The following is a 25,597-nucleotide window of genomic DNA, read 5'->3' as shown; positions in this document are numbered from 1 at the left end:
TGCCATTTTGCTTTTCTTGCAAGACAATAGCGTCGCAAGACAACAGTGGAGCTAGTAGATGGCAACTATCAACCAGCTGGTACGTCAGCCGCGTAAGCGTATCGTCGAGAAATCCGACGTGCCTGCGCTGCAGAACTGCCCGCAACGTCGTGGCGTGTGCACCCGTGTGTACACCACCACGCCGAAAAAACCTAACTCGGCACTGCGTAAAGTATGCCGTGTGCGCCTGACCAACGGTTTCGAGGTTTCCTCGTACATCGGCGGTGAAGGCCACAACCTGCAAGAGCACAGCGTGGTACTGATCCGCGGCGGTCGTGTAAAAGACTTGCCAGGTGTTCGTTACCACACCGTTCGCGGTTCGTTGGATACTTCCGGCGTTAAAGGTCGTAACCAGGGTCGTTCGAAGTACGGTACCAAGCGTCCGAAGTAATGGTCGCTTGCTGCAAAAAACTGATTTCTATTTTTCTGAGTCGATAAGAGTAAGGTCGGAGGCGTCCCGTAATGGGCACCGATTCCGAGCGAACCTGAAGACCGTTTGAGGGCTTATCCATGCCAAGAAGACGCGTAGCAGCCAAGCGCGAAGTGCTTGACGATCCAAAATACGGCAGCCAGATCCTGGCCAAGTTCATGAACCACGTGATGGAAAGCGGCAAGAAAGCCGTTGCCGAGCGTATCGTTTATGGCGCGCTGGAAAAGGTTAAAGAACGCAAGAACAGCGACCCCCTGGAAATCTTCGAGAAAGCTCTCGACGCCATCGCTCCGCTGGTCGAAGTAAAGTCGCGCCGTGTAGGCGGTGCTACTTACCAGGTTCCGGTTGAAGTTCGTCCGTCCCGTCGTAACGCTCTGGCAATGCGCTGGTTGGTAGACTTCGCCCGTAAGCGCGGCGAGAAGTCTATGGCTCTGCGTTTGGCTGGCGAACTGTTGGACGCTGCCGAAGGTAAAGGTGCTGCAGTTAAGAAGCGTGAAGACGTGCACCGTATGGCTGAAGCTAACAAAGCTTTCTCGCACTACCGCTTCTAATTTTAGCGTCACTCAATTTGCGAGGGCTTTATGGCTCGTACTACACCGATTAACCGCTACCGTAACATTGGTATCGTTGCTCACGTGGATGCTGGTAAAACCACCACCACCGAGCGCGTCCTTTTTTACACTGGCAAAAGCCACAAGATGGGCGAGGTGCATGACGGCGCCGCGACCACCGACTGGATGGTTCAGGAGCAGGAGCGTGGTATTACCATTACTTCTGCTGCTATTACCGCCTTCTGGCAGGGTTCTGCGAAGCAGCACAAGGACCAATACCGCTTCAACGTCATCGATACCCCGGGCCACGTAGACTTCACCATTGAAGTTGAACGTTCCCTGCGTGTACTCGACGGCGCGGTCGTTGTGTTCTGCGGCACTTCCGGCGTTGAGCCTCAGTCCGAAACCGTATGGCGTCAAGCCAACAAATACGGTGTTCCACGTATCGTTTACGTGAACAAGATGGACCGTGCCGGTGCGAACTTCCTGCGCGTGATCGCTCAGATCAAGCAGCGTCTGGGTCACACCCCGGTGCCAATCCAGTTGGCTATCGGTTCCGAAGACAACTTCCAGGGTCAGATCGATCTGTTGACCATGGAAGCGGTTTACTGGAACGATGCTGACAAGGGCATGACTCCACGTCGCGAAGCCATCCCTGCTGAACTGCAGGAACTGGCTGAAGAGTGGCGCAGCAACATGGTTGAGGCTGCGGCCGAAGCCAGCGAAGAGCTGATGAACAAGTACCTCGAAGGCGAAGAGCTTTCCATCGAGGAAATCAAGGCCGCTCTGCGTCAGCGTACCATCGCTGGTGAGATCGTCTTGGCTGTTTGCGGTTCTTCCTTCAAGAACAAGGGTGTTCCCCTGGTTCTCGACGCCGTTATCGACTACCTGCCGGCTCCAACCGACATTCCTGCCATCAAGGGTACTGACCCGGATGACGAGGAAAAGCAGATGGAGCGTCATGCAGACGACAACGAGCCGTTCTCGGCTCTGGCGTTCAAGATCGCTACTGACCCATTCGTGGGTACCTTGACCTTCGTCCGCGTTTACTCGGGCGTGTTGGCCTCCGGCGACGGCGTGATCAACTCGGTTAAAGGCAAGAAAGAGCGCGTGGGTCGTATGGTGCAAATGCACGCAAACGCCCGCGAAGAGATCAAGGAAGTACGCGCTGGCGACATCGCGGCCCTGATCGGCATGAAGGACGTCACCACTGGTGAAACCTTGTGCAACGCTGACAAGCCAATCATCCTGGTTCGCATGGACTTCCCGGAGCCGGTTATTTCGGTTGCCGTAGAGCCTAAGACCAAGGATGACCAGGAAAAAATGGGTATCGCACTGGGCAAGCTTGCTCAGGAAGACCCTTCTTTCCGTGTCAAGACTGATGAAGAGACTGGTCAAACGATCATCTCTGGCATGGGCGAGTTGCACCTGGACATCCTGGTTGACCGGATGCGCCGTGAGTTCAACGTCGAAGCCAACATCGGTAAGCCTCAGGTTTCCTATCGTGAGCGCATCACGAAGAACTGTGAGATCGAAGGCAAGTTCGTTCGCCAGTCCGGCGGTCGTGGCCAGTTCGGCCATTGCTGGATCCGCTTTGCTCCTGCTGACGAAGGTCAGGAAGGTCTGCAATTCGTGAACGAAGTGGTGGGTGGTGTGGTTCCTAAGGAATACATCCCGGCTATCCAGAAGGGCATCGAAGAGCAGATGAAGAACGGCGTTGTTGCCGGCTATCCGCTGATCGGCCTGAAGGCTACCGTGTTTGATGGTTCTTACCACGACGTCGACTCGAACGAGATGGCGTTTAAGGTGGCTGCTTCCATGGCGACCAAGCAGCTGGCCCAGAAGGGCGGTGGTGAGTTGCTCGAGCCGATCATGGCGGTAGAGGTTGTTACGCCTGAAGACTATATGGGTGACGTGATGGGCGACCTTAACCGTCGTCGCGGCATGATTCTGGGTATGGAAGATACGGTTTCCGGTAAGGTTATCCGTGCTGAAGTTCCGTTGGGCGAGATGTTCGGTTATGCGACCGACGTTCGTTCCATGTCCCAGGGTCGCGCTAGCTACTCTATGGAATTCAAAAAATACAATACGGCTCCGTCGCACATCGTCGAAACCGTTACCAAAAAACAAGGCTGATTCAGCCCCTTTAGGCTAGGAGTTAATTGTCGTGGCTAAAGAAAAATTTGATCGTTCCCTTCCGCACGTCAACGTTGGCACCATCGGTCACGTTGACCACGGTAAAACCACTCTGACTGCTGCTCTGACCCGTGTTTGCTCCGAGGTTTTCGGTTCGGCAATCGTTGACTTCGACAAGATCGACAGCGCGCCAGAAGAAAAAGCTCGTGGTATCACGATCAACACCGCTCACGTTGAGTACAACTCGGCCATTCGTCACTACGCTCACGTTGACTGCCCAGGTCACGCTGACTACGTGAAGAACATGATCACCGGTGCTGCTCAGATGGACGGCGCGATCCTGGTTTGCTCGGCTGCTGATGGTCCGATGCCGCAAACTCGTGAGCACATCCTGCTGTCCCGCCAGGTAGGCGTTCCGTACATCGTGGTCTTCCTGAACAAGGCTGACCTGGTAGACGACGCTGAGCTGTTGGAACTGGTTGAGATGGAAGTGCGCGACCTGCTGAGCACTTACGACTTCCCGGGCGACGACACTCCGATCATCATCGGTTCTGCTCGTATGGCGCTGGAAGGCAAAGACGACAACGAAATGGGTACTACCGCTGTTAAGAAGCTGGTAGAGACTCTGGACAGCTACATCCCAGAACCAGTTCGTATGATCGACAAGCCATTCCTGATGCCAATCGAAGACGTATTCTCGATCTCGGGTCGTGGTACTGTTGTGACTGGTCGTATCGAGCGCGGTATCGTTCGCGTTCAAGATCCACTGGAAATCGTTGGTCTGCGTGACACTACCGTCACCACCTGCACCGGTGTTGAAATGTTCCGCAAGCTGCTCGACGAAGGTCGTGCTGGCGAGAACTGCGGCGTTCTGCTGCGTGGCACCAAGCGTGACGACGTTGAGCGTGGTCAGGTTCTGGTTAAGCCAGGTTCGGTTAAGCCGCACACCAAGTTCACCGCAGAAGTTTACGTTCTGAGCAAGGAAGAAGGCGGCCGTCACACTCCGTTCTTCAAAGGCTACCGTCCACAGTTCTACTTCCGTACTACTGACGTGACCGGTAACTGCGAGCTGCCAGAAGGCGTTGAAATGGTAATGCCAGGTGATAACGTTCAAATGACCGTTACCCTGATCAAAACCATCGCAATGGAAGACGGTCTGCGCTTCGCTATCCGTGAAGGCGGCCGTACCGTTGGTGCTGGCGTTGTAGCTAAAATCATCGAGTAAGCATCTCTTTTGAGATAGCTTCGATGCTTTGAAAAGGCCCCCGCTCAGCGGGGGCTTTTTTTATTGGGTTGACACCTATATGGGGCGTCTATAGAATTGCGCCTCCTTTTAACGGGCGTATTGCGCTCGGTGGGAATAGCAGCCGGAGTCTGAAATCCAATGCAAAATCAGCAAATCCGTATCAGGTTGAAGGCTTTTGACCATCGCCTGATCGACCAATCCACCCAGGAAATCGTGGAAACCGCGAAACGTACTGGTGCTCAAGTGCGTGGTCCAATTCCACTGCCTACCCGTAAAGAGCGGTTCACCGTTCTGGTCTCCCCGCACGTCAACAAAGACGCGCGTGACCAGTACGAGATCCGTACTCATAAGCGCGTTCTGGACATCGTCCAGCCAACGGATAAAACCGTTGACGCACTTATGAAGCTTGATCTTGCGGCCGGTGTGGAAGTGCAGATCAGCCTCGGCTAAGACTCGGTCTTAGTCGTGTAACGCTCTGAAATGGGCGGCCATAGCGGGTGAAAGCCCCGTACACTCATGAGGTTTACAACATGACTATTGGTGTAGTCGGTCGTAAATGCGGTATGACCCGTATTTTCACCGAAGAAGGTGTCTCCATTCCGGTTACGGTCATTGAGATCGAACCGAATCGCGTCACCCAGTTCAAAACTGAAGAGACCGATGGCTATCGTGCAGTGCAAGTCACTGTCGGCGAGCGTCGTGCTTCGCGTGTAACAGCAGCTCAGGCTGGCCACTTCGCTAAAGCGAATGTTGCCGCTGGTCGTACCGTAATGGAATTCCGCCTTGAAGAAGGCGAGTACCAGGCCGGCGATCTGATCAACGCTGAAATCTTCGCCGCTGGTCAACTGGTTGATGTAACCGGTCAGTCCAAGGGTAAAGGCTTCCAGGGTACGATCAAGCGTTGGAATTTCCGCGGGCAAGATAACACCCACGGTAACTCCGTATCCCACCGCGTTCCAGGCTCTATCGGCCAGTGCCAGACTCCTGGTCGTGTATTCAAGGGCAAAAAAATGTCCGGTCATATGGGCGCTGAGCGCGTGACCGTGCAGTCCCTCGAAGTAGTGCGCGTGGACGCTGAACGCAATCTGTTGTTGGTCAAGGGCGCTGTTCCTGGCGCTACTGGCGGCAACTTGGTTGTACGTCCAGCAGCCAAGGCTCGCGGTTAAGGGGAAGCTGACATGCAATTAAATGTAAATGACGCTCAAGCGATCGAAGTTTCCGAACTGACATTTGGCGGCGAATTCAACGAGACGCTGGTTCACCAAGCAGTCGTGGCCTACATGGCCGGCGGCCGTCAGGGTAGCAAGCAGCAGAAGACCCGTTCCGACGTTCGTGGTGGCGGTAAGCGCCCATGGCGTCAGAAAGGTACTGGCCGTGCTCGTGCCGGTACTATCCGTAGCCCAATCTGGCGTGGCGGCGGTACCACTTTCGCAGCTCGTCCTCAGGATCACTCCCAGAAGCTGAACAAGAAGATGTATCGCGCAGCAATGCGTTCCATCCTTGCTGAGCTGGTGCGTACTGATCGTCTGGTCGTGGTTCAGGATTTCGCCGTTGAAACGCCGAAAACCAAAGACCTGCTGGGCAAGCTGAACAACATGAGCCTGACCGACGTTCTGATCGTGTCGGACGCTGTTGATCAGAACCTGTACCTGGCTGCTCGTAACCTGCCACACGTAGATGTACGTGACGTGCAAGGTTCCGATCCAGTTAGTCTGATCGCATACGACAAGGTGTTGATCACCGTGTCGGCCGTGAAGAAATTCGAGGAGCTGCTGGGATGAACCAGGAACGCGTATTTAAAGTTCTGCTTGGCCCGCACGTTTCCGAGAAGGCTACGGTTCTGGCAGACAAGAAAGGCCAGTTCGTTTTCAAGGTTGCTACTGATGCAACCAAGCTGGAAATCAAGAAGGCCGTCGAAAGCCTGTTCAGCGTGAAAGTAGAGCGTGTTACTACCCTGAATGTTCTGGGTAAGAGCAAGCGCACTGCTCGCGGTCTGGGCAAGCGTAATGACTGGAAGAAGGCAGTTATCTCCCTTCAGCCAGGCCAAGATCTCGATTTCAGCAGCAGTGCTGAGTAAGGAAGGGGTGCATCATGGCAATCGTTAAATGCAAACCGACTTCCCCTGGCCGCCGTCATGTGGTCAAGGTGGTCAACCAGGAGCTGCATAAAGGCGCTCCTCACGCACCGCTGCTCGAGAAGAAATCGAAGTCTGGTGGTCGTAACAACAATGGTCGTATTACCACTCGTCACATCGGTGGTGGCCATAAGCAGCATTATCGTCTGGTCGATTTCCGTCGCAACGACAAAGATGGCATTCCAGCCACTGTCGAGCGTATCGAATACGATCCAAACCGTACTGCTCACATTGCTCTTATGTTGTACGCAGACGGCGAACGCCGTTACATCATCGCCCCTAAAGGCGTGAACGCTGGCGACCAGCTGATTTCGGGTGCTTTGGCTCCGATCAAGCCAGGCAACCAGTTGCAACTGCGCAGCATTCCAGTTGGTAGCACCGTACACGGCATCGAATTGAAGCCAGGTAAAGGCGCGCAAATCGCTCGTTCCGCTGGTGCTTCGGCTCAGCTGATCGCTCGTGAAGGTGTCTACGTGACCCTGCGTCTGCGTTCCGGTGAAATGCGTAAAGTCCTGGCTGAATGCCGTGCGACCCTGGGCGAAGTCTCGAACTCCGAGCACAGCCTGCGTTCGCTGGGTAAAGCTGGTGCCAAACGCTGGCGTGGCGTTCGCCCAACCGTTCGTGGTGTTGCCATGAACCCGGTTGACCACCCGCATGGTGGTGGTGAAGGTCGTACCTCTGGTGGTCGTCATCCGGTATCGCCATGGGGCTTCCCGACTAAGGGCGCGAAGACTCGTGGTAATAAGCGTACCGACAAAATGATCGTCCGTCGTCGCAAGTAAATAGAGGGATACGACAGTGCCACGTTCTCTGAAAAAAGGTCCTTTTATCGATCTTCACCTACTGAAGAAGATCGAAGTGGCGGCGGAAAAGAACGATCGCAAACCGGTGAAAACCTGGTCGCGTCGTTCGATGATCCTGCCACAAATGGTCGGTTTGACCATCGCAGTACACAACGGTCGTCAGCACGTCCCAGTTCTCGTTAACGAAGACATGGTCGGCCACAAACTGGGCGAGTTCGCCGGTACCCGCACTTATCGCGGGCACGTGGCAGACAAGAAAGCCAAGCGTTAAGGGGTTAGGAAATGGAAGTAGCCGCTAAGTTGTCGGGCGCTCGAATCTCCGCCCAGAAAGCCCGCTTGGTCGCCGACCAGATCCGCGGGAAGAAGGTGGGCGAAGCGCTCAACCTGTTGGCTTTCAGCAGTAAGAAAGCCGCCGAGATCATGAAGAAAGTGCTGGAGTCGGCCGTAGCCAACGCCGAGCATAACGAAGGCGCAGACGTTGATGACCTTAAGGTCAGCACCGTTTTCGTCAACGAAGGGCGTTCGCTGAAGCGCATCATGCCACGTGCCAAAGGCCGTGCTGATCGCATCGTCAAGCGGTCTTGCCATATCACTGTCAAGGTTGCTGACAAGTAACGGAGTCGAAGAGATGGGTCAGAAAGTACATCCCATTGGCATTCGCCTGGGAATCGTCAAGGAGCACACCTCCGTCTGGTACGCAGACGGTCGGACTTATGCGGACTATTTGTTCGCTGATCTGAAGGTGCGTGAGTATCTCCAAGACAAACTAAAAAGCGCGTCCGTAAGCCGTATCGATATCCATCGTCCGGCTCAAACAGCACGTATCACCATCCACACCGCTCGTCCAGGTATCGTTATCGGGAAGAAAGGTGAAGATGTTGAGAAACTGCGTCAGGACCTGACCAAGCAAATGGGTGTGCCTGTGCACATCAATATCGAAGAAATCCGCAAGCCGGAACTCGACGGTATGTTGGTTGCGCAGAGCGTAGCTCAGCAGCTGGAGCGTCGCGTAATGTTCCGTCGCGCTATGAAGCGCGCTGTACAGAACGCCATGCGCATTGGTGCCAAAGGCATCAAAATCCAAGTGAGCGGTCGTCTCGGCGGTGCTGAAATCGCACGTACTGAATGGTATCGCGAAGGTCGTGTGCCACTGCACACCCTGCGTGCCGACATCGACTATGCCAACTACGAAGCTCACACCACTTATGGTGTGATCGGTGTAAAGGTTTGGATCTTCAAAGGCGAAGTAATTGGTGGTCGCCAAGAAGAACTGAAACCACAAGCACCAGCGCCTCGTAAAAAAGCTGCTAAGTAAGGGGTACGCCAAATGTTGCAACCAAAGCGTACGAAGTTCCGCAAGCAGATGACAGGCCACAACCGTGGCTTGGCTCAGCGCGGTAGCAAAGTCAGCTTCGGCGAATATGCGCTGAAGTCTGTAGCTCGTGGTCGTCTCACCGCTCGTCAGATCGAGTCAGCGCGTCGTGCACTGACCCGTCACGTTAAACGTGGCGGCAAGATCTGGATCCGTGTATTCCCGGACAAGCCTATTTCCAAGAAGCCACTCGAAGTTCGGATGGGTAAAGGTAAAGGTAGCGTGGAATACTGGGTTGCCCAGATTCAGCCAGGCAAAGTCCTGTATGAAATCGAGGGTGTTACTGAAGAGCTGGCGCGTGAGGCTTTTGCCCTGGCTGCTGCAAAGCTGCCGCTCGCCACCGCCTTTGTTAAACGGACGGTGATGTGATGAAAGCGAATGAACTTCGTGAAAAATCCGCACAGCAGCTGAACGAGCAACTGCTCGGCCTGCTGCGCGACCAGTTCAATCTGCGTATGCAGAAAGCAACTGGCCAGTTGGGGCAGTCTCATCTGCTCTCGCAAGTTAAACGTGACATCGCTCGCGTGAAGACTGTGCTTAACCAGCAGGCAGGTAAGTAATCATGGCTGAAGCCGAAAAAACTGTCCGTACGCTGACTGGCCGTGTTGTCAGCGACAAGATGGACAAAACCATCACCGTACTGATCGAGCGTCGCGTTAAGCACCCGATCTACGGTAAATACGTTAAGCGTTCGACTAAGCTGCACGCGCACGACGAAACCAATCAGTGCCACATCGGCGACAAGGTCACTATTCGTGAAACTCGTCCGCTGGCCAAGACCAAGTCTTGGGCACTGGTTGATGTTCTCGAACGCGCTGTGGAAGTCTAAGGACTAGGGGTCGGAGAAATTATATGATTCAGACTCAATCCATGCTCGATGTGGCCGATAACAGCGGCGCTCGCCGCGTTATGTGCATCAAGGTGCTGGGTGGCTCCCATCGTCGTTACGCTGGTATCGGTGACATCATCAAAGTTACCGTGAAGGAAGCAATTCCTCGCGGTAAAGTGAAAAAAGGCCAAGTGATGACTGCTGTTGTAGTCCGCACTCGTCACGGCGTACGTCGTGCTGATGGCTCCATTATCCGCTTTGATGGCAACGCTGCTGTTCTTCTGAACAACAAGCAAGAGCCGATCGGCACCCGTATCTTTGGGCCAGTGACCCGTGAGCTTCGTACTGAGAAGTTCATGAAGATCGTCTCGCTCGCCCCAGAAGTGCTGTAAGGAGATCCGACATGCAAAAGATTCGTCGTGACGACGAGATCATCGTGATCGCCGGCAAAGACAAAGGTAAGCGCGGTAAGGTGCTTAAGGTTCTCGCTAATAACCGTTTGGTTATCGGCGGTCTGAACCTGGTCAAGCGTCATACCAAGCCTAACCCGATGTCGGGCGTACAAGGCGGTATCGTCGAAAAAGAAGCTCCACTGGACGCTTCTAACGTCGCCATTTTCAACGGCGAAACCAACAAGGCTGATCGCGTTGGTTTCAAAGTAGAAGACGGCAAGAAAATTCGTGTCTTCAAGTCGACCCAAAAAGCGGTTGATGCTTGAACACTGCTAGGTAGATGAGACCATGGCACGACTAAAAGAGATTTACTGGAAAGAAATCGCACCGAAGCTTAAGGAAGAACTTAAGCTTTCGAACGTGATGGAAGTTCCACGCGTTACAAAGATCACCCTGAACATGGGTCTGGGCGAAGCGGTCGGCGACAAAAAAGTCATCGAGCACGCTGTTGCTGACCTGGAAAAGATCACCGGCCAGAAAGTCGTTGTGACCTACGCTCGCAAATCCATCGCTGGCTTTAAAGTCCGTGAAGGTTGGCCGATCGGCGTCAAAGTGACCCTGCGCCGTGAGCGTATGTACGAGTTCCTGGATCGTCTGCTGTCGATCTCCCTGCCTCGGGTTCGCGACTTCCGCGGCCTGAATGCCAAGTCCTTCGATGGTCGTGGCAACTACAGCATGGGCGTGAAAGAGCAGATCATCTTCCCGGAAATCGACTACGACAAGATCGATGCTCTCCGCGGTCTGGACATCACCCTGACCACCACTGCCAAGAACGATGATGAAGGCCGCGCTCTGCTGCGTGCGTTCAAATTCCCGTTCCGCAACTGATTGGAGTAGGACCATGGCCAAGATGAGCATGAAAAACCGCGAGCTGAAGCGTCAGCTCACGGTTGCCAAGTACGCCAAGAAGCGTGCAGCACTGAAAGCTATCATCGTTGATCTGAACGCAAGTCCAGAAGCACGTTGGGAAGCGACAGTAGCTCTGCAGAAGCAGCCACGTGACGCAAGCGCCTCGCGCATGCGTAACCGCTGCCGCCTGACCGGTCGTCCACACGGCGTTTACCGCAAGTTCGGCCTCGGCCGTAACAAACTGCGTGAAGCGGCAATGCGTGGTGACGTACCAGGTCTGGTTAAAGCCAGCTGGTAAGTACTTTCAAAGTATCGGTGCAAAGGTTCGCGAGAACCTGACCACCGGTGGCCTTGAATCTGGATCAAGCCCCTTTTGGGGCTTGATTCATTTCTGGGGTGTGTCTAGAATACCCGGCTCGCCTGAGCCCGTGTTTTTTCTACCCGGAGATTCTCGGCGACACGTAGTAGCCGCAAGGCTAATTTTTCTGTATTAGGAGCGTCTAGCCCATGAGTATGCAGGACCCGTTAGCGGACATGCTAACTCGAATCCGTAATGCCCAGATGGCTGAAAAGTCCGTCGTAAGCATGCCATCTTCCACGTTGAAGGTAGCTGTTGCCAAAGTCCTGAAGGACGAAGGTTACATCGCGGGTTATCAGATCAGCAGCGAAACCAAACCACTGCTGTCTATCGAGCTGAAATACTTCGAAGGCCGTCCGGTTATCGAAGAAGTGAAGCGCGTTAGCCGTCCAGGCCTGCGTCAGTACAAGTCCGTCGATGATCTGCCAAAAGTTCGTGGCGGTCTCGGTGTGTCTATCGTCTCCACCAACAAAGGTGTGATGACTGATCGTGCTGCGCGCGCTGCCGGTGTCGGCGGCGAAGTTCTTTGCACTGTGTTCTAAGGGGGGATAAGCATGTCTCGCGTCGCTAAGAACCCCGTTAAGCTGCCAGCCGGCGTCGAAGTAAAATTCGCAGGCCAACAGCTTTCGGTGAAGGGTGCCAAGGGCACTCTCGAACTGAACATCCATTCGTCCGTTGAGATCGTTGAAGAAGCTGGTGAGCTGCGTTTCGCTGCTCGCAATGGCGATCAACAAACTCGCGCAATGGCTGGTACCACTCGTGCGTTGGTAAACAACATGGTCCAAGGCGTAAGCCAAGGCTTCGAGCGCAAGCTCCAGCTGGTCGGTGTTGGTTACAAAGCGCAAGCAAAAGGCACAGTGCTGAACCTGGCTCTTGGCTTCTCGCACCCAGTGGATTATGAACTGCCGGAAGGCATCACCGCTGAGACTCCTAGCCAGACCGATATCCTGATCAAGGGCATCGATAAGCAGCTGGTAGGTCAAGTGGCCGCCGAGATCCGCGACTTCCGTCCACCAGAGCCGTACAAAGGCAAAGGTGTGCGCTACGCGGACGAAGTCGTCCGTCGTAAAGAAGCCAAGAAGAAGTAGGGCATAGCAAATGACCGACAAAAAAGTTACTCGACTGCGTCGCGCTCGCAAAGCACGCCTGAAAATGCACGAACTCGAAGTCGTGCGTCTCTGCGTGTTCCGCTCGTCGCAGCACATCTACGCCCAGGTCATTTCGGCCGACGGCAACAAAGTCCTGGCAAGCGCCTCGACTTTGGATAAAGAACTGCGTGATGGCGCCACTGGCAACATCGACGCGGCCACTAAGGTTGGCCAGCTGGTCGCTACGCGTGCTAAGGCCGCTGGCGTCTCGCAAGTGGCTTTCGACCGCTCTGGCTTCAAGTACCACGGCCGCGTTAAAGCGCTGGCTGATGCTGCTCGTGAAGCTGGGCTGGAGTTCTAAGTTATGTCAAATAACGACCAAAAGCGCGACGAAGGCTACATCGAGAAGCTGGTTCAAGTTAACCGCGTAGCCAAAACCGTTAAAGGCGGCCGTATCTTCACTTTCACCGCGTTGACCGTGGTGGGTGATGGTAAAGGGCGTGTTGGCTTCGGCCGTGGCAAGTCGCGTGAAGTGCCTGCTGCGATCCAGAAGGCAATGGAAGCTGCTCGCCGCAACATGATCCAGGTTGATCTGAACGGCACCACCCTGCAGTACGCAATGAAGTCCGCCCATGGCGCTTCGAAGGTGTACATGCAGCCTGCTTCTGAAGGTACCGGTATCATCGCTGGCGGCGCAATGCGTGCCGTTCTCGAAGTTGCTGGCGTTCAGAACGTTCTGGCCAAGTGCTACGGCTCGACTAACCCGGTAAACGTGGTTCACGCCACTTTCAAGGGTCTGAAGGCTATGCAATCTCCTGAATCCATTGCCGCCAAGCGTGGCAAAAGCGTCAAGGAGATCTTCTGATCATGGCTACCGTTAAAGTAACGCTGATCAAAAGCATGACCGGCCGCATCCCTAACCACAAACTGTGCGTTAAGGGTCTGGGTCTGCGTCGCATCGGTCACACTGTAGAAGTCCAGGATACTCCCGAGAATCGCGGGATGATCAACAAGGCTTACTACATGCTGCGTGTCGAGGGTTAATCGATGAAACTCAATGATCTGAGTCCAGCGCCGGGTTCCCGTCGCGAAAAGCATCGTCCGGGCCGTGGTATCGGTAGTGGTTTGGGTAAGACTGGTGGCCGTGGTCACAAAGGTCAGACTTCCCGCTCCGGTGGCACCATTGCTCCAGGCTTTGAAGGCGGTCAACAGCCGCTGCATCGTCGTCTGCCGAAGTTCGGTTTCGTTTCCCTGAAAGCCATGGACCGCGCAGAAGTGCGTCTGTCCGAGCTGGCTAAAGTGGAAGGCGACATCGTCACCGTGCAGTCCCTGAAAGATGCCAACGTGATCAACGTCAACGTACAGCGTGTGAAAATCATGCTGTCCGGTGAAGTGACTCGCGCTGTCACTATCGGCAAGGGAATCGGCGCCACCAAAGGTGCGCGTGCGGCTATCGAAGCAGCTGGCGGCAAGTTCGAGGAATAAATGGCTAAGCAAGGTGCTCTCTCTGCGCTCGGCAAAGGCGGTATGTCTGAACTCTGGGCTCGTCTGCGTTTTCTGTTCCTGGCGATTATCGTCTACCGAATAGGCGCACACATCCCGGTTCCAGGTATCAACCCGGACCGACTCGCGGACCTGTTTCGACAGAATGAGGGGACCATTCTTAGCTTGTTCAACATGTTTTCCGGCGGCGCGCTGGAACGGATGAGCATCTTTGCATTGGGGATCATGCCGTACATTTCGGCATCGATCATCATGCAGCTGATGACCGCCGTCAGCCCGCAGCTGGAGCAGTTGAAGAAGGAAGGTGAAGCTGGCCGTCGCAAGATCAGCCAGTACACCCGCTACCTCACCGTCGTTCTTGCTCTTGTCCAGGCCATTGGCATGTCCATTGGTCTGGCAGGGCAGGGCGTTTCGTTCACTGGTGACTTTGGCTTCCATTTCGTCGCGGTATCCACTTTTGTGGCTGGTGCGATGTTCATGATGTGGCTGGGTGAGCAGATTACTGAGCGTGGTGTTGGCAACGGTATCTCGATGTTGATTTTTTCGGGTATCGTCGCCGGTCTTCCGAGAGCGATCGGGCAGTCTTTCGAGTCTGCGCGTCAGGGTGATATCAACATCTTCGCCCTGGTTGCCATCGGTTTGCTGGCAGTAGCGATTATCGGTTTCGTGGTGTTCATTGAGCGTGGTCAGCGTCGTATTGCTGTTCACTACGCCAAGCGTCAGCAAGGCCGCAAGGTTTTCGCTGCACAGACAAGCCACTTGCCGCTGAAGGTGAACATGGCCGGTGTTATTCCGGCTATTTTCGCGAGCAGCATTTTGCTGTTCCCGGCTTCGTTGGGTGCCTGGTTCGGTCAGTCTGAAGGTATGGGCTGGTTGCAGGACATCTCGCAGTCGATCGCTCCTGGTCAGCCGTTGAATATTCTGCTGTTTAGTGCAGGGATTATTTTCTTCTGCTTCTTCTATACGGCGTTGATGTTCAATCCGAAAGACGTAGCGGAGAACCTGAAGAAGTCCGGTGCCTTTATTCCGGGCATTCGTCCAGGAGAGCAGTCTGCGCGCTACATTGATGGCGTTCTGACTCGTTTGACCCTGTTCGGTGCTCTTTACATGACGGCCGTGTGCCTGTTGCCCCAGTTCCTGGTGGTTGCAGCCAACGTTCCGTTCTACCTTGGCGGGACCTCGTTGCTGATCGTCGTCGTGGTTGTGATGGACTTCATGTCCCAAGTACAATCGCACCTCGTTTCGCACCAGTACGAATCCCTGATGAAGAAAGCCAACCTGAAGGGTTACGGCAGCGGCATGCTGCGCTGACCCATAAGGTTCGAGGAGTTGGTGATGAAAGTTCGTGCATCGGTGAAAAAGCTGTGCCGTAACTGCAAGATTATTCGCCGCGAAGGTGTTGTTCGAGTAATTTGCAGCGCGGAACCGCGTCACAAACAGCGCCAAGGCTGAGTGTGATCTGCTTGAAGCCCGGCAGCTAGTGCGCTGCCGGGTTGATTATTTGTTATTACAGCGATATTATCTCGCGCCCTATTTCTTGGCTTCCGGGGCGTAGGTAGCTGTCAATTGGAGTCCCACTGAATGGCCCGTATTGCAGGCGTTAACATTCCAGATAACAAGCACACTGTTATCTCGCTGACCTACATCTATGGTGTTGGTCGCACTACTGCGCAGAAAATTTGCGCAGAGACTGGGGTAAACCCAGCCGCAAAGATCAAAGATCTGAGCGACGAGCAGATTGAACAGTTGCGTGGCGAAGTGGCGAAGTTCACCACTGAAGGTGACCTGCGTCGCGAAATCAACATGAAAATCAAGCGTTTGATGGACCTCGGTTGCTACCGCGGTCTGCGTCATCGTCGTGGTCTTCCAGTACGCGGTCAGCGTACCAAGACTAACGCGCGTACCCGTAAAGGTCCGCGTAAGCCGATCCGCAAGTAATCGCCCACGCGAATCGACAGGAAATTAATCATGGCAAAACCTGCTGCTCGTCCTCGTAAAAAAGTTAAAAAGACAGTGGTTGATGGCATCGCCCACATCCATGCTTCTTTTAACAACACCATCGTGACCATCACCGACCGTCAAGGTAACGCGCTTTCTTGGGCTACCTCCGGTGGTTCGGGTTTCCGCGGTTCCCGCAAGTCCACCCCGTTTGCTGCTCAAGTAGCTGCTGAACGTGCTGGTCAAGCTGCGCTGGAATATGGCCTGAAAAACCTCGACGTCAACGTCAAAGGTCCAGGTCCAGGTCGTGAGTCTGCTGTCCGTGCATTGAACGGCTGTGGCTATAAGATCGCCAGCATCACCGACGTGACGCCAATCCCGCACAACGGGTGCCGTCCGCCGAAGAAGCGCCGCGTGTAATCCAGGAGATTGTAAAGAATGGCTCGTTACATTGGTCCAAAATGCAAACTCGCTCGTCGCGAAGGCACCGATCTCTTCCTGAAGAGCGGCGTGCGCGCGATCGAATCGAAGTGCAACATTGAAGCAGCACCTGGTATCCACGGCCAACGCCGCGGTCGCCAGTCCGATTACGGCACCCAACTGCGTGAAAAGCAGAAGGTCCGTCGTATCTACGGCGTTCTCGAGCGTCAATTCAGCGGCTACTACAAAGAAGCTGCTGGCAAGAAAGGTGCAACCGGTGAAAACCTGCTGCAACTGCTCGAATGCCGTCTGGACAACGTTGTATACCGTATGGGCTTTGGTTCGACTCGTGCCGAATCCCGTCAGCTGGTATCGCACAAGTCGATCAGCGTAAACGGTCAGACCGTTAACGTTCCGTCCTACCAGGTTCGTGCTGGTGACGTGGTTGCTGTTCGCGAGAAAGCAAAAAACCAACTTCGCATTGTCCAAGCTCTCGATCTGTGTGCCCAACGTGGCCGCGTAGAATGGGTAGAAGTAGACACTGAGAAGAAGTCGGGCGTTTTCAAGAACGTTCCAGCTCGCAGTGATCTGTCCGCCGACATCAACGAAAGCCTGATTGTCGAGCTCTACTCCAAGTAAGGGCTAGAAAATAGGTGCATCCATGCAGATTTCGGTAAATGAGTTCCTGACACCTCGCCACATTGATGTGCAAGTTGTCAGTCCAACCCGCGCCAAGATCACGCTCGAGCCTCTCGAGCGTGGCTTTGGCCACACCCTGGGCAACGCGCTGCGCCGCATCCTGTTGTCCTCAATGCCCGGCTGTGCAGTAGTCGAGGCCGAGATTGACGGTGTGCTCCACGAGTACAGCGCCATCGAAGGTGTACAGGAAGACGTAATTGAAATCCTGTTGAACCTTAAAGGTCTGGCTATCAAGCTGCACGGCCGTGACGAAGTTACGCTGACCTTGTCGAAGAAGGGTTCGGGGGTGGTTACCGCTGCCGATATTCAGCTGGATCATGATGTCGAGATCGTTAATCCCGATCACGTAATCGCTAACCTGGCGTCTAACGGCGCCCTGAACATGAAGCTCGTAGTAGCTCGTGGTCGTGGTTATGAACCGGCAGACTCGCGTCAGAGCGATGAAGACGAAAGCCGCAGCATCGGTCGCTTGCAGCTTGACTCTTCGTTCAGCCCGGTTCGCCGTATCGCATACGTGGTGGAAAACGCCCGTGTCGAACAGCGTACTAACCTGGACAAGCTGGTTATTGATCTGGAAACCAACGGTACCCTGGATCCTGAAGAGGCTATCCGCCGTGCTGCAACCATTCTGCAACAGCAGTTGGCTGCGTTCGTCGACCTCAAAGGTGACAGTGAGCCAGTGGTTGTCGAGCAGGAAGACGAGATCGATCCGATCCTGCTTCGCCCGGTTGACGATCTGGAACTGACTGTACGTTCGGCTAACTGCCTTAAGGCGGAAAACATCTACTACATCGGCGACCTGATTCAGCGTACCGAAGTAGAGCTGTTGAAGACTCCGAACCTGGGCAAGAAATCCTTGACTGAAATCAAGGACGTTCTGGCCTCCCGCGGTCTGTCCCTCGGCATGCGCCTCGACAACTGGCCGCCTGCAAGTCTTAAGAAGGACGACAAGGCGACTGCCTGATCGTCGTAATCACCGAACGTAGTGTTTGGTAAGGAATGAACCATGCGTCATCGTAAAAGTGGTCGTCACCTGAGCCGCACCAGCTCGCACCGCAAGGCCATGTTCCAAAACATGGCGGTGTCGCTGTTCGAGCACGAGCTGATCAAAACTACTCTGCCAAAAGCTAAAGAACTGCGCCGCGTTGCCGAGCCGCTGATCACTTTGGCCAAGACAGACAGCGTTGCTAACCGCCGCCTGGCTTTCGACCGTACTCGTTCGAAAGCTATCGTTGGTAAGCTCTTCAACGACCTGGGCAAGCGTTACGCTACCCGTGAGGGTGGCTACCTGCGCATCCTCAAGTGCGGTTTCCGCGCTGGCGACAACGCGCCTATGGCGTACGTCGAGTTGGTTGATCGCGCTACCGGCGGTGAAGCTGTATCCGCTGAGTAAGTCGTCAGATACAAAACACCGGGCCTAGTGCCCGGTTTTTTGTGCGCGTTAGAAAAGTACAGAAGTCCCCGTGTTCTATTAGGCGTTCTCTATCGATTGTCATGAGTTAATGAATTAGAAGGTGTCATGTGGATCGTCAATACTCTACGCCAGCCGATTAGCCGGCAGTTTGAGACTGACAAAGGATGAAATCCCATGAGCCAAAATAAAACGCTAACTACCGCCAGTGGCGCTCCTGTCGCCGACAATCAGAATTCCCGCTCCGCCGGCCCTCGTGGCCCATTGCTGCTCGACGATTTCCACCTGATCGAGAAGCTCGCCCACTTCAACCGCGAAAACATCCCGGAACGCCGTGTGCACGCCAAAGGCTCTGGCGCTTACGGTACGTTTACCGTGACTCGCGATATCACCGAGTACACCAGCGCCAAGCTGTTTGAGGCAATCGGTAAGCAAACGCCAACCTTTCTGCGATTCTCCACTGTCGGTGGTGAGCGCGGTTCGGCGGATACCGAACGCGATCCTCGCGGATTCGCACTCAAGTTCTACACCGAGGAAGGCAACTGGGACATTGTTGGCAACAACACGCCGGTGTTCTTCATCCGTGATCCGCTGAAATTCCCGGATTTTATCCACACCCAAAAGCGTCTGCCGCAAAGCAACCTCAAAAGCGCACAGGCGATGTGGGACTTCTGGTCGCACTCTCCGGAAGCGCTGCACCAGGTCACCATCCTGTTCTCCGATCGGGGCATTCCCGACGGTTACCGTCACATGCACGGCTTCGGCAGCCACACCTACAGCCTGATTAGCGCCCAGGGCGAGCGTCATTGGGTCAAGTGGCACTACAAGACCAGACAAGGAATCAAGAATCTCGCACCTGCAGAGGCGGCGCGCCTGGCAGGTACCGATCCGGACTACGCCCAGCGTGACTTGTTCGAAGCCATCGAGCGCGGCGACTTTCCGAAATGGCGCGTGTGTATCCAGATCATGACCGAGGCCCAGGCCGCAGCGCACTACGAGAACCCGTTCGACGTGACCAAAACCTGGTCACAGAAGGAGTTCCCGTTGATCGAAGTCGGTGAGTTGGAGCTCAATCGAAATCCATTGAACTACTTCGCCGAAGTCGAGCAAGCCGCTTTCGGCCCAAGCAACATGGTGCCAGGTGTAGGTTTGTCGCCAGATCGCATGCTGCAAGGTCGTGTGTTCGCTTACGCTGATGCCCACCGCTACCGTATCGGCACAAATCACCAGCAGTTGCCAGTAAACGCTCCACGCAACCCGGTGAACACCTATCAGCGGGATGGCTCGATGGCTTTTGGCAGCAATGGTGGTGCGGCACCGAACTACGAGCCCAATAGCTATATCGAATCGCCAAAGCAAGCACCTCGTTACGCTGAGCCTGCGTTGGCCCTGAACGGTGCAGCCGATCGCTACGATCATCGCGAGGATACGGACTACTACAGCCACGCCGGTGCGCTGTTCCGCCTGATGAGTGACGAACAGAAAGCGCTGCTGGTGGGCAACATTGCGGGAGCGATGGCAGGTGTTTCGAGTGACGTCGTCGACCGTCAATTGCAGCATTTCTTCAGGGCCGATCCGGCGTATGGAGAAGCAATTGCAACGCTGCTCAACGTACAGCTTAACGAAGTCTAAATGAGAAGCAGAACCGCCCTTATTAGGGCGGTTTTTGCGTTATTTAAGCTGCTTTTCTCAGAATATCTTCGCTTTTATTGCGTCTTCCGGGTGACGATATGGTCAGGTTGGTTCAAACTACAGACTTTCAAGCAGGGAGATGTAGGGCGATGCAAGGCCACCCAGACGTTATCGATTACCTCAACACGTTGCTGACCGGCGAACTGGCCGCGCGTGATCAATATTTCGTCCACTCGCGGATGTATGAGGACTGGGGTTTCACCAAGCTCTACGAACGAATCAACCACGAGATGGAAGAAGAAGCAGGGCACGCTGATGCGTTGATGCGTCGGATTCTGATGCTCGAAGGCACGCCGCGCATGCGTCCGGACGATCTGGATGTCGGCACCACGGTGACAGAGATGCTCGAAGCGGACTTGCGCCTGGAGTACAAGGTGCGGGCTGCGCTGTGCAAGGGCATCAAGCTCTGCGAGCAGCACAAGGATTATGTAAGCCGCGAAATGCTGCGGGTCCAATTACATGACACCGAAGAAGATCACACCTACTGGCTCGAGAAGCAGTTGGGCCTGATCAAGCTCATCGGTCTCGAAAATTACCTGCAATCCCACACCTGATTGCGGCGAATACAAAAAAGCCCCTGCCACTGATGAAGTGACAGGGGCTTTTTCATGGGGCCCGGTTAAGCCCTGTCACGCTCCAGCAGCGGCTTGAGGTAGTAACCGGTATGGGATTGCTTCATCTCTGACACTTCTTCCGGCGTACCGACGGCAATGATCTGCCCACCCTTGGAACCCCCCTCCGGCCCCAGGTCCACCAGCCAGTCGGCGGTCTTGATGACGTCGAGGTTGTGCTCGATCACCACCACCGTATTGCCGTGGTCGCGCAGTCGATGCAACACGTCCAGCAATTGCTGGATATCCGCGAAGTGCAGGCCGGTAGTCGGTTCATCGAGGATGTACAGGGTCTTGCCGGTGTCGCGCTTGGACAGCTCGCGTGACAGCTTGACCCGCTGGGCCTCACCACCGGACAGCGTGGTCGCCGACTGTCCCAGCTTGATGTATGACAGGCCCACGTCCATCAGCGTTTGCAGCTTGCGCGCCAGGGCCGGTACCGCATCGAAGAACACCCGGGCTTCCTCGATGGTCATCTCGAGGGTTTCATGGATGCTCTTGCCCTTGTATTTGATCTCGAGGGTTTCGCGGTTGTAGCGCTTGCTCTTGCAGACATCGCACGGCACATAGATGTCCGGCAGGAAGTGCATTTCCACCTTGATCAGGCCATCGCCCTGGCAGGCTTCGCAGCGTCCGCCTTTCACGTTGAAGGAGAAGCGCCCGGGGCCATAACCGCGGGAGCGAGACTCCGGCACACCGGCAAAAAGCTCGCGGATCGGTGTGAACAGGCCGGTGTAGGTGGCCGGGTTGGAACGCGGCGTACGGCCGATGGGACTCTGGTCGATGTCGACGACCTTATCCAGATGCTCCAGGCCCTTGATGCTGTCGTGAACGGCAGCTTCGAGGGTGGTTGCACCGTTGAGCGCCGTGGCGCTCAACGGAAAGAGCGTGTTGTTGATCAGCGTCGACTTGCCTGAGCCGGACACGCCGGTCACGCAGGTCAGCAGGCCGATAGGGATCTCCAGGTCGACGTTGCGCAGGTTGTTGCCACGGGCGCCCTTGAGTGTCAGTGACAGCTTCTTGTTGCGCGGCGTACGCTTGGCCGGCACCGCGATCTTCACCCGGCCCGACAGGTACTTGCCGGTCAGGGAGTCGGGATGCGCCATCACTTCGGCCGGCGTACCTTCGGCGACGATGTGCCCGCCGTGAACCCCGGCGCCCGGGCCGATATCCACCACATAGTCGGCCAGGCGAATCGCGTCTTCGTCGTGCTCTACCACGATCACCGTGTTGCCGATGTCTCGCAGGTGTTTCAGCGTGCCAAGCAACCGGTCGTTATCACGCTGGTGCAGGCCGATCGAGGGTTCGTCGAGGATGTACAGAACGCCGACAAGGCCGGCGCCGATCTGGCTGGCCAGGCGAATACGCTGGGCCTCACCACCGGACAGGGTGTCCGCGCTGCGATCCAGCGACAGATAATCGAGGCCGACGTTGACCAGGAACTGCAGGCGCTCGCGAATTTCCTTGAGGATCTTGTCGGCAATCTCGCCACGGCGGCCAGTCAGCTTCAACCCCTCGAAATAATCGCAGGCATCGCCGATGGGCAGGTTGGTCACCGCCGGCAGGGTTTTCTCGCCGACCCACACATGCCGCGCCTCGCGACGCAGGCGGGTACCGCGGCAATCAGGGCAGGACTGGGTACTGAGGAACTTGGCCAGCTCCTCGCGCACCGAGGCCGACTCGGTTTCACGATAGCGGCGTTCCAGGTTCGGCACGATGCCTTCGAACGGGTGCGAGCGCTTGACGATATCGCCCCGGTCATTCAGGTATTTGAAATCGACGTTTTGCGAACCGCTGCCGTGCAGGATGCTCTTCTGCTGATCGGCCGGCAGTTCGTTGAACGGCACTTCCAGGCTGAACTTGTAGTGGGAGGCCAGCGAGCCGAGCATCTGGAAATAATAGACGTTGCGCCGGTCCCAGCCGCGAATCGCGCCTTCGGCCAGGGTCAATTCACCATTGACCAGGCGCTTTATGTCGAAGAATTGCTTAACCCCCAGGCCGTCACAGGTGGGGCAGGCGCCGGCCGGGTTGTTGAAGGAAAACAGCTTGGGCTCGAGTTCGCTGATGGCATGCCCGCAAATCGGGCAGGCGAAGCGCGCGGAGAAGATCATCTCTTCGCCCGGCTCGTCGTCCATCGGCGCCACCAGGGCGATGCCGTCTGCCAGTTTCAGCGCGGTTTCAAAGGATTCGGCCAGGCGCTGTTGTAGATCGGCACGCACCTTGAAGCGGTCGACCACGACATCGATGGTGTGTTTTTTCTGTTTGTCGAGCTTGGGCGCTTCATCAAGCTCATAAAGCTTGCCGTTGATTCGGGCACGGACGAAACCTTGGGCGCGCAGCTCTTCGAAGACCGACAGGTGTTCGCCCTTGCGCTCGCGAATGACCGGGGCCAGCAGCATCAGCTTGCTGCCCTCCGGTTCGGCGAGGACCAGGTCGACCATCTGGCTGACGGTCTGCGCCTCCAGGGGAATGTCGTGATCCGGGCAGCGCGGAATGCCGACGCGTGCATAAAGCAGGCGCAGGTAGTCGTAGATTTCGGTGATGGTGCCGACGGTCGAACGCGGGTTGTGCGAGGTCGACTTCTGTTCGATGGAAATCGCCGGTGACAGGCCCTCGATGGTGTCGACGTCAGGTTTTTCCATCATCGACAGGAACTGCCGGGCGTAGGCCGACAGCGACTCGACATAACGGCGCTGGCCTTCGGCGTACAGCGTGTCGAAAGCCAGGGACGACTTGCCGGAGCCGGACAGGCCGGTGATGACGATCAGCTTGTCCCTTGGCAGGGTCAGGTCGATGTTCTTCAGGTTGTGGGTTCGAGCCCCACGAATCAGGATCTTGTCCAAAGTGGCCTCGCTCGGCGGGCGTCGAAAACGTAGGAGTATACGGCCAAATACTGGATGGATGCACACTATCGAATGCTGCTGTTGCTGCCTTACATGAAAGCTCTGTCATCTACACGCGGCAAAGCGTCGCGATATACCCTGCCAATCGATGGGACTGGTAGAATCGCCGCCGGTTCACATGAGGTTTTTCCATGCACGATCCCCACAGCGAGCGCATGAGTGGCAGCGAGACCCGCGCGGCAAGCGGTCTGGCCCTGGTGTTCGCCTTCCGTATGCTTGGCATGTTCATGGTGTTGCCGGTTCTGGCGACCTATGGCATGGACCTGGCAGGAGCAACCCCGGCCCTCATCGGGCTGGCGATTGGCGCTTACGGCCTGACCCAGGCGATTTTCCAGATTCCCTTCGGCTTCATTTCCGACCGCATCGGCCGCCGCCCGGTGATTTACCTGGGGCTGATCATCTTCGCCCTCGGCAGCGTGCTGGCGGCCAACGCCGACTCTATCTGGGGCGTGATCGCCGGGCGCATCCTGCAAGGTGCCGGGGCCATTTCCGCGGCAGTGATGGCTTTGCTGTCAGACCTGACCCGCGAACAGCACAGGACCAAAGCCATGGCCATGATCGGCATGACGATCGGTCTGTCGTTTGCGGTCGCCATGGTAGTAGGGCCGTTGCTGACCCGTGCTTTCGGCCTGTCCGGGTTGTTCCTTGCCACCGGTGGCATGGCGCTGTTCGGCATTGTCATTGTGATGTTCATGGTGCCGCGCTCCATGGGGCCGTTGCAGCACCGTGAATCCGGCGTTGCCCGCCAAGCGCTGATACCGACGCTCAAGCACCCTGACCTGCTGCGCCTGGATCTTGGTATCTTTGTGTTGCACGCGATGCTGATGTCGAGTTTCGTTGCCTTGCCGCTGGCGCTAGTCGAAAAAGCCGGGCTGCCCAAGGAGCAGCATTGGTGGGTGTACCTGACCGCGCTACTGATTTCCTTCTTCGCCATGATCCCGTTCATCATCTACGGCGAGAAGAGACGCAAAATGAAACGAGTTTTACTCGGCGCCGTCGTGACGCTGATGCTCACTGAGCTATTCTTCTGGCAGTTCGGCGACAGCTTGCGGGCTCTGGTGATCGGTACCGTGGTGTTTTTCACGGCGTTCAATCTGCTGGAAGCTTCGTTGCCGTCGCTGATCAGCAAGGTTTCACCGGCGGGCGGCAAGGGCACGGCGATGGGGGTCTACTCCACCAGTCAGTTCCTCGGGTCGGCACTGGGCGGGATACTCGGTGGCTGGCTGTTCCAGCATGGCGGTCTGTCGGTTGTGTTCCTGGGATGCGCCGGTCTGGCTGCCCTCTGGCTGGCCTTTGCTGTTACCATGCGTGAACCTCCCTACGTGACAAGCCTGCGCTTGCCATTGTCGCCCGAGGCGATCCGCGAAGCGGGGCTGGTCGAGCGCCTGAAGGCCGTCGTAGGGGTAACAGATGCAGTGATAGTCGCAGACGAAGCGGCGATTTACATCAAATTGGACACCGAACTATTGGATCGCACCACCCTTGAAAGCCTGGTGAACAACCCGGCCGGGGCAGCGTGCGTAGCCTAGGAGAACGTAATGGCCCGTGGGGTTAACAAAGTCATATTGGTCGGCACTTGCGGCCAGGATCCTGAAGTTCGTTACCTGCCGAACGGCAACGCCGTGACCAACCTGAGTCTGGCAACCAGCGAACAGTGGACCGACAAGCAAACCGGTCAGAAAGTCGAAAAAACCGAATGGCACCGTGTGTCGATGTTCGGCAAGGTCGCGGAAATCGCCGGTGAGTACCTGCGCAAAGGTTCGCAGGTCTACATCGAAGGCAAGCTGCAGACCCGCGAGTGGGAGAAAGACGGTATCAAGCGTTACACCACTGAAATCGTGGTCGACATGCAAGGCACCATGCAACTGCTGGGCGGTCGTCCACAACAGGGTGACCAACAAGGCCAGGGCGGCGGTAACAACTACCAGCAATCCGCTCCGCGCCAGCAGGCTCCGCGTCCACAGCAGTCGGCACCGCAACAGTCGCGCCCGGCTCCTCAGCAGGCCGCGCCTCAGCCGGCTCCGGACTTCGACAGCTTCGATGACGATATTCCGTTCTAAGCAATAGCTTCGATCGAATCAAAGCCCGGCACTCTTATCAGGATGCCGGGCTTTTTGTTGTCCGGGTTTTGTG

37 protein-coding genes are annotated in these 25,597 nt (G+C 55.9%); 36 read left to right on the top strand and 1 reads right to left on the bottom strand.

Features of this window, described 5'->3' with window-relative positions; genetic code table 11:
* The first annotated feature begins 58 nt into the window (after positions 1-58).
* The 34 genes from rpsL (at position 59) to bfr (ending at position 20,504) form a co-directional block, all read left to right on the top strand.
* Positions 59-430 (top strand): 30S ribosomal protein S12, encoded by a 372-nt coding sequence (gene rpsL, locus ACA054_RS29110; RefSeq protein ID WP_003186084.1) that lies wholly within the window; start codon positions 59-61, stop codon positions 428-430.
* 119 nt (positions 431-549) lie between these two features.
* A complete protein-coding gene (gene rpsG / locus ACA054_RS29105; RefSeq protein ID WP_002555493.1) occupies positions 550-1,020 on the top strand; it encodes a 30S ribosomal protein S7 in 471 nt (156 codons plus the stop codon).
* A 30-nt stretch (positions 1,021-1,050) separates the two neighbouring features.
* Positions 1,051-3,156, top strand: coding sequence for an elongation factor G (fusA, locus tag ACA054_RS29100; protein WP_497636785.1), 2,106 nt, complete (start codon positions 1,051-1,053; stop codon positions 3,154-3,156).
* Between the two features lie 31 nt (positions 3,157-3,187).
* Entirely contained in the window at positions 3,188-4,381 is a 1,194-nt protein-coding gene (gene tuf / locus ACA054_RS29095; protein ID WP_497636784.1) for an elongation factor Tu, read from the top strand.
* A gap of 159 nt (positions 4,382-4,540) precedes the next feature.
* Positions 4,541-4,852, top strand: a complete 312-nt coding sequence (rpsJ, locus tag ACA054_RS29090) for a 30S ribosomal protein S10 (RefSeq protein ID WP_003186070.1) — start codon at positions 4,541-4,543, stop codon at positions 4,850-4,852.
* Between the two features lie 80 nt (positions 4,853-4,932).
* Positions 4,933-5,568: a 50S ribosomal protein L3 gene (gene rplC, locus ACA054_RS29085; protein WP_003186059.1), complete on the top strand. Its 636-nt coding sequence runs from the start codon at positions 4,933-4,935 to the stop codon at positions 5,566-5,568.
* A gap of 12 nt (positions 5,569-5,580) precedes the next feature.
* On the top strand, positions 5,581-6,183 hold the full coding sequence (gene rplD, locus ACA054_RS29080; RefSeq protein ID WP_003228735.1) for a 50S ribosomal protein L4: 603 nt from the start codon (positions 5,581-5,583) through the stop codon (positions 6,181-6,183).
* The gene (gene rplW, locus ACA054_RS29075; protein WP_002555488.1) at positions 6,180-6,479 is read left to right on the top strand and encodes a 50S ribosomal protein L23; all 300 of its coding nucleotides are present in this window, start codon (positions 6,180-6,182) and stop codon (positions 6,477-6,479) included. Before rplD ends, rplW begins: the two co-directional genes overlap by 4 nt.
* Positions 6,480-6,493: 14 nt before the next feature.
* Complete coding sequence (gene rplB, locus ACA054_RS29070; protein WP_008030897.1) at positions 6,494-7,318, top strand: 50S ribosomal protein L2; 825 nt, start codon at positions 6,494-6,496, stop codon at positions 7,316-7,318.
* A gap of 16 nt (positions 7,319-7,334) precedes the next feature.
* Complete coding sequence (gene rpsS, locus ACA054_RS29065; protein ID WP_002555486.1) at positions 7,335-7,610, top strand: 30S ribosomal protein S19; 276 nt, start codon at positions 7,335-7,337, stop codon at positions 7,608-7,610.
* An 11-nt stretch (positions 7,611-7,621) separates the two neighbouring features.
* Entirely contained in the window at positions 7,622-7,954 is a 333-nt protein-coding gene (gene rplV / locus ACA054_RS29060) for a 50S ribosomal protein L22 (RefSeq protein ID WP_003103908.1), read from the top strand.
* A 13-nt stretch (positions 7,955-7,967) separates the two neighbouring features.
* A complete protein-coding gene (gene rpsC / locus ACA054_RS29055) occupies positions 7,968-8,654 on the top strand; it encodes a 30S ribosomal protein S3 (protein WP_003176422.1) in 687 nt (228 codons plus the stop codon).
* 12 nt (positions 8,655-8,666) lie between these two features.
* Complete coding sequence (gene rplP / locus ACA054_RS29050; protein WP_045057467.1) at positions 8,667-9,080, top strand: 50S ribosomal protein L16; 414 nt, start codon at positions 8,667-8,669, stop codon at positions 9,078-9,080.
* A complete protein-coding gene (gene rpmC / locus ACA054_RS29045; protein ID WP_002555481.1) occupies positions 9,080-9,271 on the top strand; it encodes a 50S ribosomal protein L29 in 192 nt (63 codons plus the stop codon). The genes rplP and rpmC overlap by 1 nt, the downstream gene beginning before the upstream one ends.
* A gap of 2 nt (positions 9,272-9,273) precedes the next feature.
* On the top strand, positions 9,274-9,540 hold the full coding sequence (gene rpsQ / locus ACA054_RS29040) for a 30S ribosomal protein S17 (RefSeq protein WP_003176419.1): 267 nt from the start codon (positions 9,274-9,276) through the stop codon (positions 9,538-9,540).
* Between the two features lie 23 nt (positions 9,541-9,563).
* Positions 9,564-9,932 (top strand): 50S ribosomal protein L14, encoded by a 369-nt coding sequence (gene rplN, locus ACA054_RS29035; protein ID WP_002555479.1) that lies wholly within the window; start codon positions 9,564-9,566, stop codon positions 9,930-9,932.
* An 11-nt stretch (positions 9,933-9,943) separates the two neighbouring features.
* Positions 9,944-10,258, top strand: coding sequence for a 50S ribosomal protein L24 (gene rplX, locus ACA054_RS29030; RefSeq protein WP_003176416.1), 315 nt, complete (start codon positions 9,944-9,946; stop codon positions 10,256-10,258).
* Between the two features lie 22 nt (positions 10,259-10,280).
* Positions 10,281-10,820 carry a 50S ribosomal protein L5 gene (gene rplE / locus ACA054_RS29025; protein ID WP_003176415.1) on the top strand — a complete coding sequence of 180 codons (540 nt, stop codon included), beginning with the start codon at positions 10,281-10,283 and terminating at the stop codon, positions 10,818-10,820.
* A 13-nt stretch (positions 10,821-10,833) separates the two neighbouring features.
* A complete protein-coding gene (gene rpsN / locus ACA054_RS29020; RefSeq protein ID WP_003176414.1) occupies positions 10,834-11,139 on the top strand; it encodes a 30S ribosomal protein S14 in 306 nt (101 codons plus the stop codon).
* A 209-nt stretch (positions 11,140-11,348) separates the two neighbouring features.
* Positions 11,349-11,741, top strand: a complete 393-nt coding sequence (gene rpsH / locus ACA054_RS29015; protein ID WP_008065722.1) for a 30S ribosomal protein S8 — start codon at positions 11,349-11,351, stop codon at positions 11,739-11,741.
* A gap of 12 nt (positions 11,742-11,753) precedes the next feature.
* Positions 11,754-12,287 (top strand): 50S ribosomal protein L6, encoded by a 534-nt coding sequence (gene rplF, locus ACA054_RS29010; RefSeq protein WP_003176412.1) that lies wholly within the window; start codon positions 11,754-11,756, stop codon positions 12,285-12,287.
* A gap of 10 nt (positions 12,288-12,297) precedes the next feature.
* Positions 12,298-12,648, top strand: coding sequence for a 50S ribosomal protein L18 (gene rplR, locus ACA054_RS29005; RefSeq protein WP_003186037.1), 351 nt, complete (start codon positions 12,298-12,300; stop codon positions 12,646-12,648).
* Between the two features lie 3 nt (positions 12,649-12,651).
* On the top strand, positions 12,652-13,152 hold the full coding sequence (gene rpsE / locus ACA054_RS29000; RefSeq protein ID WP_003186035.1) for a 30S ribosomal protein S5: 501 nt from the start codon (positions 12,652-12,654) through the stop codon (positions 13,150-13,152).
* 2 nt (positions 13,153-13,154) lie between these two features.
* Entirely contained in the window at positions 13,155-13,331 is a 177-nt protein-coding gene (gene rpmD / locus ACA054_RS28995; protein ID WP_003176408.1) for a 50S ribosomal protein L30, read from the top strand.
* 3 nt (positions 13,332-13,334) lie between these two features.
* Entirely contained in the window at positions 13,335-13,772 is a 438-nt protein-coding gene (rplO, locus tag ACA054_RS28990; protein WP_003228720.1) for a 50S ribosomal protein L15, read from the top strand.
* A complete protein-coding gene (gene secY, locus ACA054_RS28985; RefSeq protein WP_497687233.1) occupies positions 13,773-15,101 on the top strand; it encodes a preprotein translocase subunit SecY in 1,329 nt (442 codons plus the stop codon).
* Between the two features lie 24 nt (positions 15,102-15,125).
* Positions 15,126-15,242 (top strand): 50S ribosomal protein L36, encoded by a 117-nt coding sequence (gene rpmJ, locus ACA054_RS28980; protein WP_002555468.1) that lies wholly within the window; start codon positions 15,126-15,128, stop codon positions 15,240-15,242.
* A gap of 129 nt (positions 15,243-15,371) precedes the next feature.
* Entirely contained in the window at positions 15,372-15,728 is a 357-nt protein-coding gene (gene rpsM / locus ACA054_RS28975; RefSeq protein WP_009045849.1) for a 30S ribosomal protein S13, read from the top strand.
* Between the two features lie 30 nt (positions 15,729-15,758).
* Positions 15,759-16,148, top strand: a complete 390-nt coding sequence (gene rpsK, locus ACA054_RS28970) for a 30S ribosomal protein S11 (protein ID WP_002555466.1) — start codon at positions 15,759-15,761, stop codon at positions 16,146-16,148.
* Positions 16,149-16,166: 18 nt separating this feature from the next.
* Positions 16,167-16,787, top strand: a complete 621-nt coding sequence (rpsD, locus tag ACA054_RS28965) for a 30S ribosomal protein S4 (RefSeq protein WP_003176404.1) — start codon at positions 16,167-16,169, stop codon at positions 16,785-16,787.
* A gap of 22 nt (positions 16,788-16,809) precedes the next feature.
* Complete coding sequence (locus ACA054_RS28960) at positions 16,810-17,811, top strand: DNA-directed RNA polymerase subunit alpha (RefSeq protein WP_007970428.1); 1,002 nt, start codon at positions 16,810-16,812, stop codon at positions 17,809-17,811.
* Between the two features lie 42 nt (positions 17,812-17,853).
* The gene (rplQ, locus tag ACA054_RS28955) at positions 17,854-18,240 is read left to right on the top strand and encodes a 50S ribosomal protein L17 (RefSeq protein ID WP_110965127.1); all 387 of its coding nucleotides are present in this window, start codon (positions 17,854-17,856) and stop codon (positions 18,238-18,240) included.
* A 195-nt stretch (positions 18,241-18,435) separates the two neighbouring features.
* Complete coding sequence (locus tag ACA054_RS28950) at positions 18,436-19,890, top strand: catalase (protein ID WP_497687232.1); 1,455 nt, start codon at positions 18,436-18,438, stop codon at positions 19,888-19,890.
* 149 nt (positions 19,891-20,039) lie between these two features.
* Entirely contained in the window at positions 20,040-20,504 is a 465-nt protein-coding gene (bfr, locus tag ACA054_RS28945) for a bacterioferritin (RefSeq protein ID WP_008053867.1), read from the top strand.
* A gap of 65 nt (positions 20,505-20,569) precedes the next feature.
* Here the strand turns inward: bfr and uvrA are convergent, their stop codons facing one another.
* Positions 20,570-23,404, bottom strand: coding sequence for an excinuclease ABC subunit UvrA (uvrA, locus tag ACA054_RS28940; RefSeq protein ID WP_497636781.1), 2,835 nt, complete (start codon positions 23,402-23,404; stop codon positions 20,570-20,572).
* A gap of 191 nt (positions 23,405-23,595) precedes the next feature.
* On the opposite strand from uvrA, the gene ACA054_RS28935 reads away from it, so the two are divergent.
* Both ACA054_RS28935 and ACA054_RS28930 read left to right on the top strand, forming a co-directional pair.
* Positions 23,596-24,993: an MFS transporter gene (locus ACA054_RS28935; protein WP_497687231.1), complete on the top strand. Its 1,398-nt coding sequence runs from the start codon at positions 23,596-23,598 to the stop codon at positions 24,991-24,993.
* A gap of 9 nt (positions 24,994-25,002) precedes the next feature.
* On the top strand, positions 25,003-25,524 hold the full coding sequence (locus ACA054_RS28930) for a single-stranded DNA-binding protein (RefSeq protein ID WP_020799826.1): 522 nt from the start codon (positions 25,003-25,005) through the stop codon (positions 25,522-25,524).
* Positions 25,525-25,597 lie beyond the last annotated feature (73 nt).

It is taken from the genome of Pseudomonas sp. LBUM1653 (assembly GCF_059716115.1).
The sequence above is the reverse complement of the archived record's forward strand: the minus strand, read 5'-3'. Positions and strand labels throughout refer to the sequence as shown.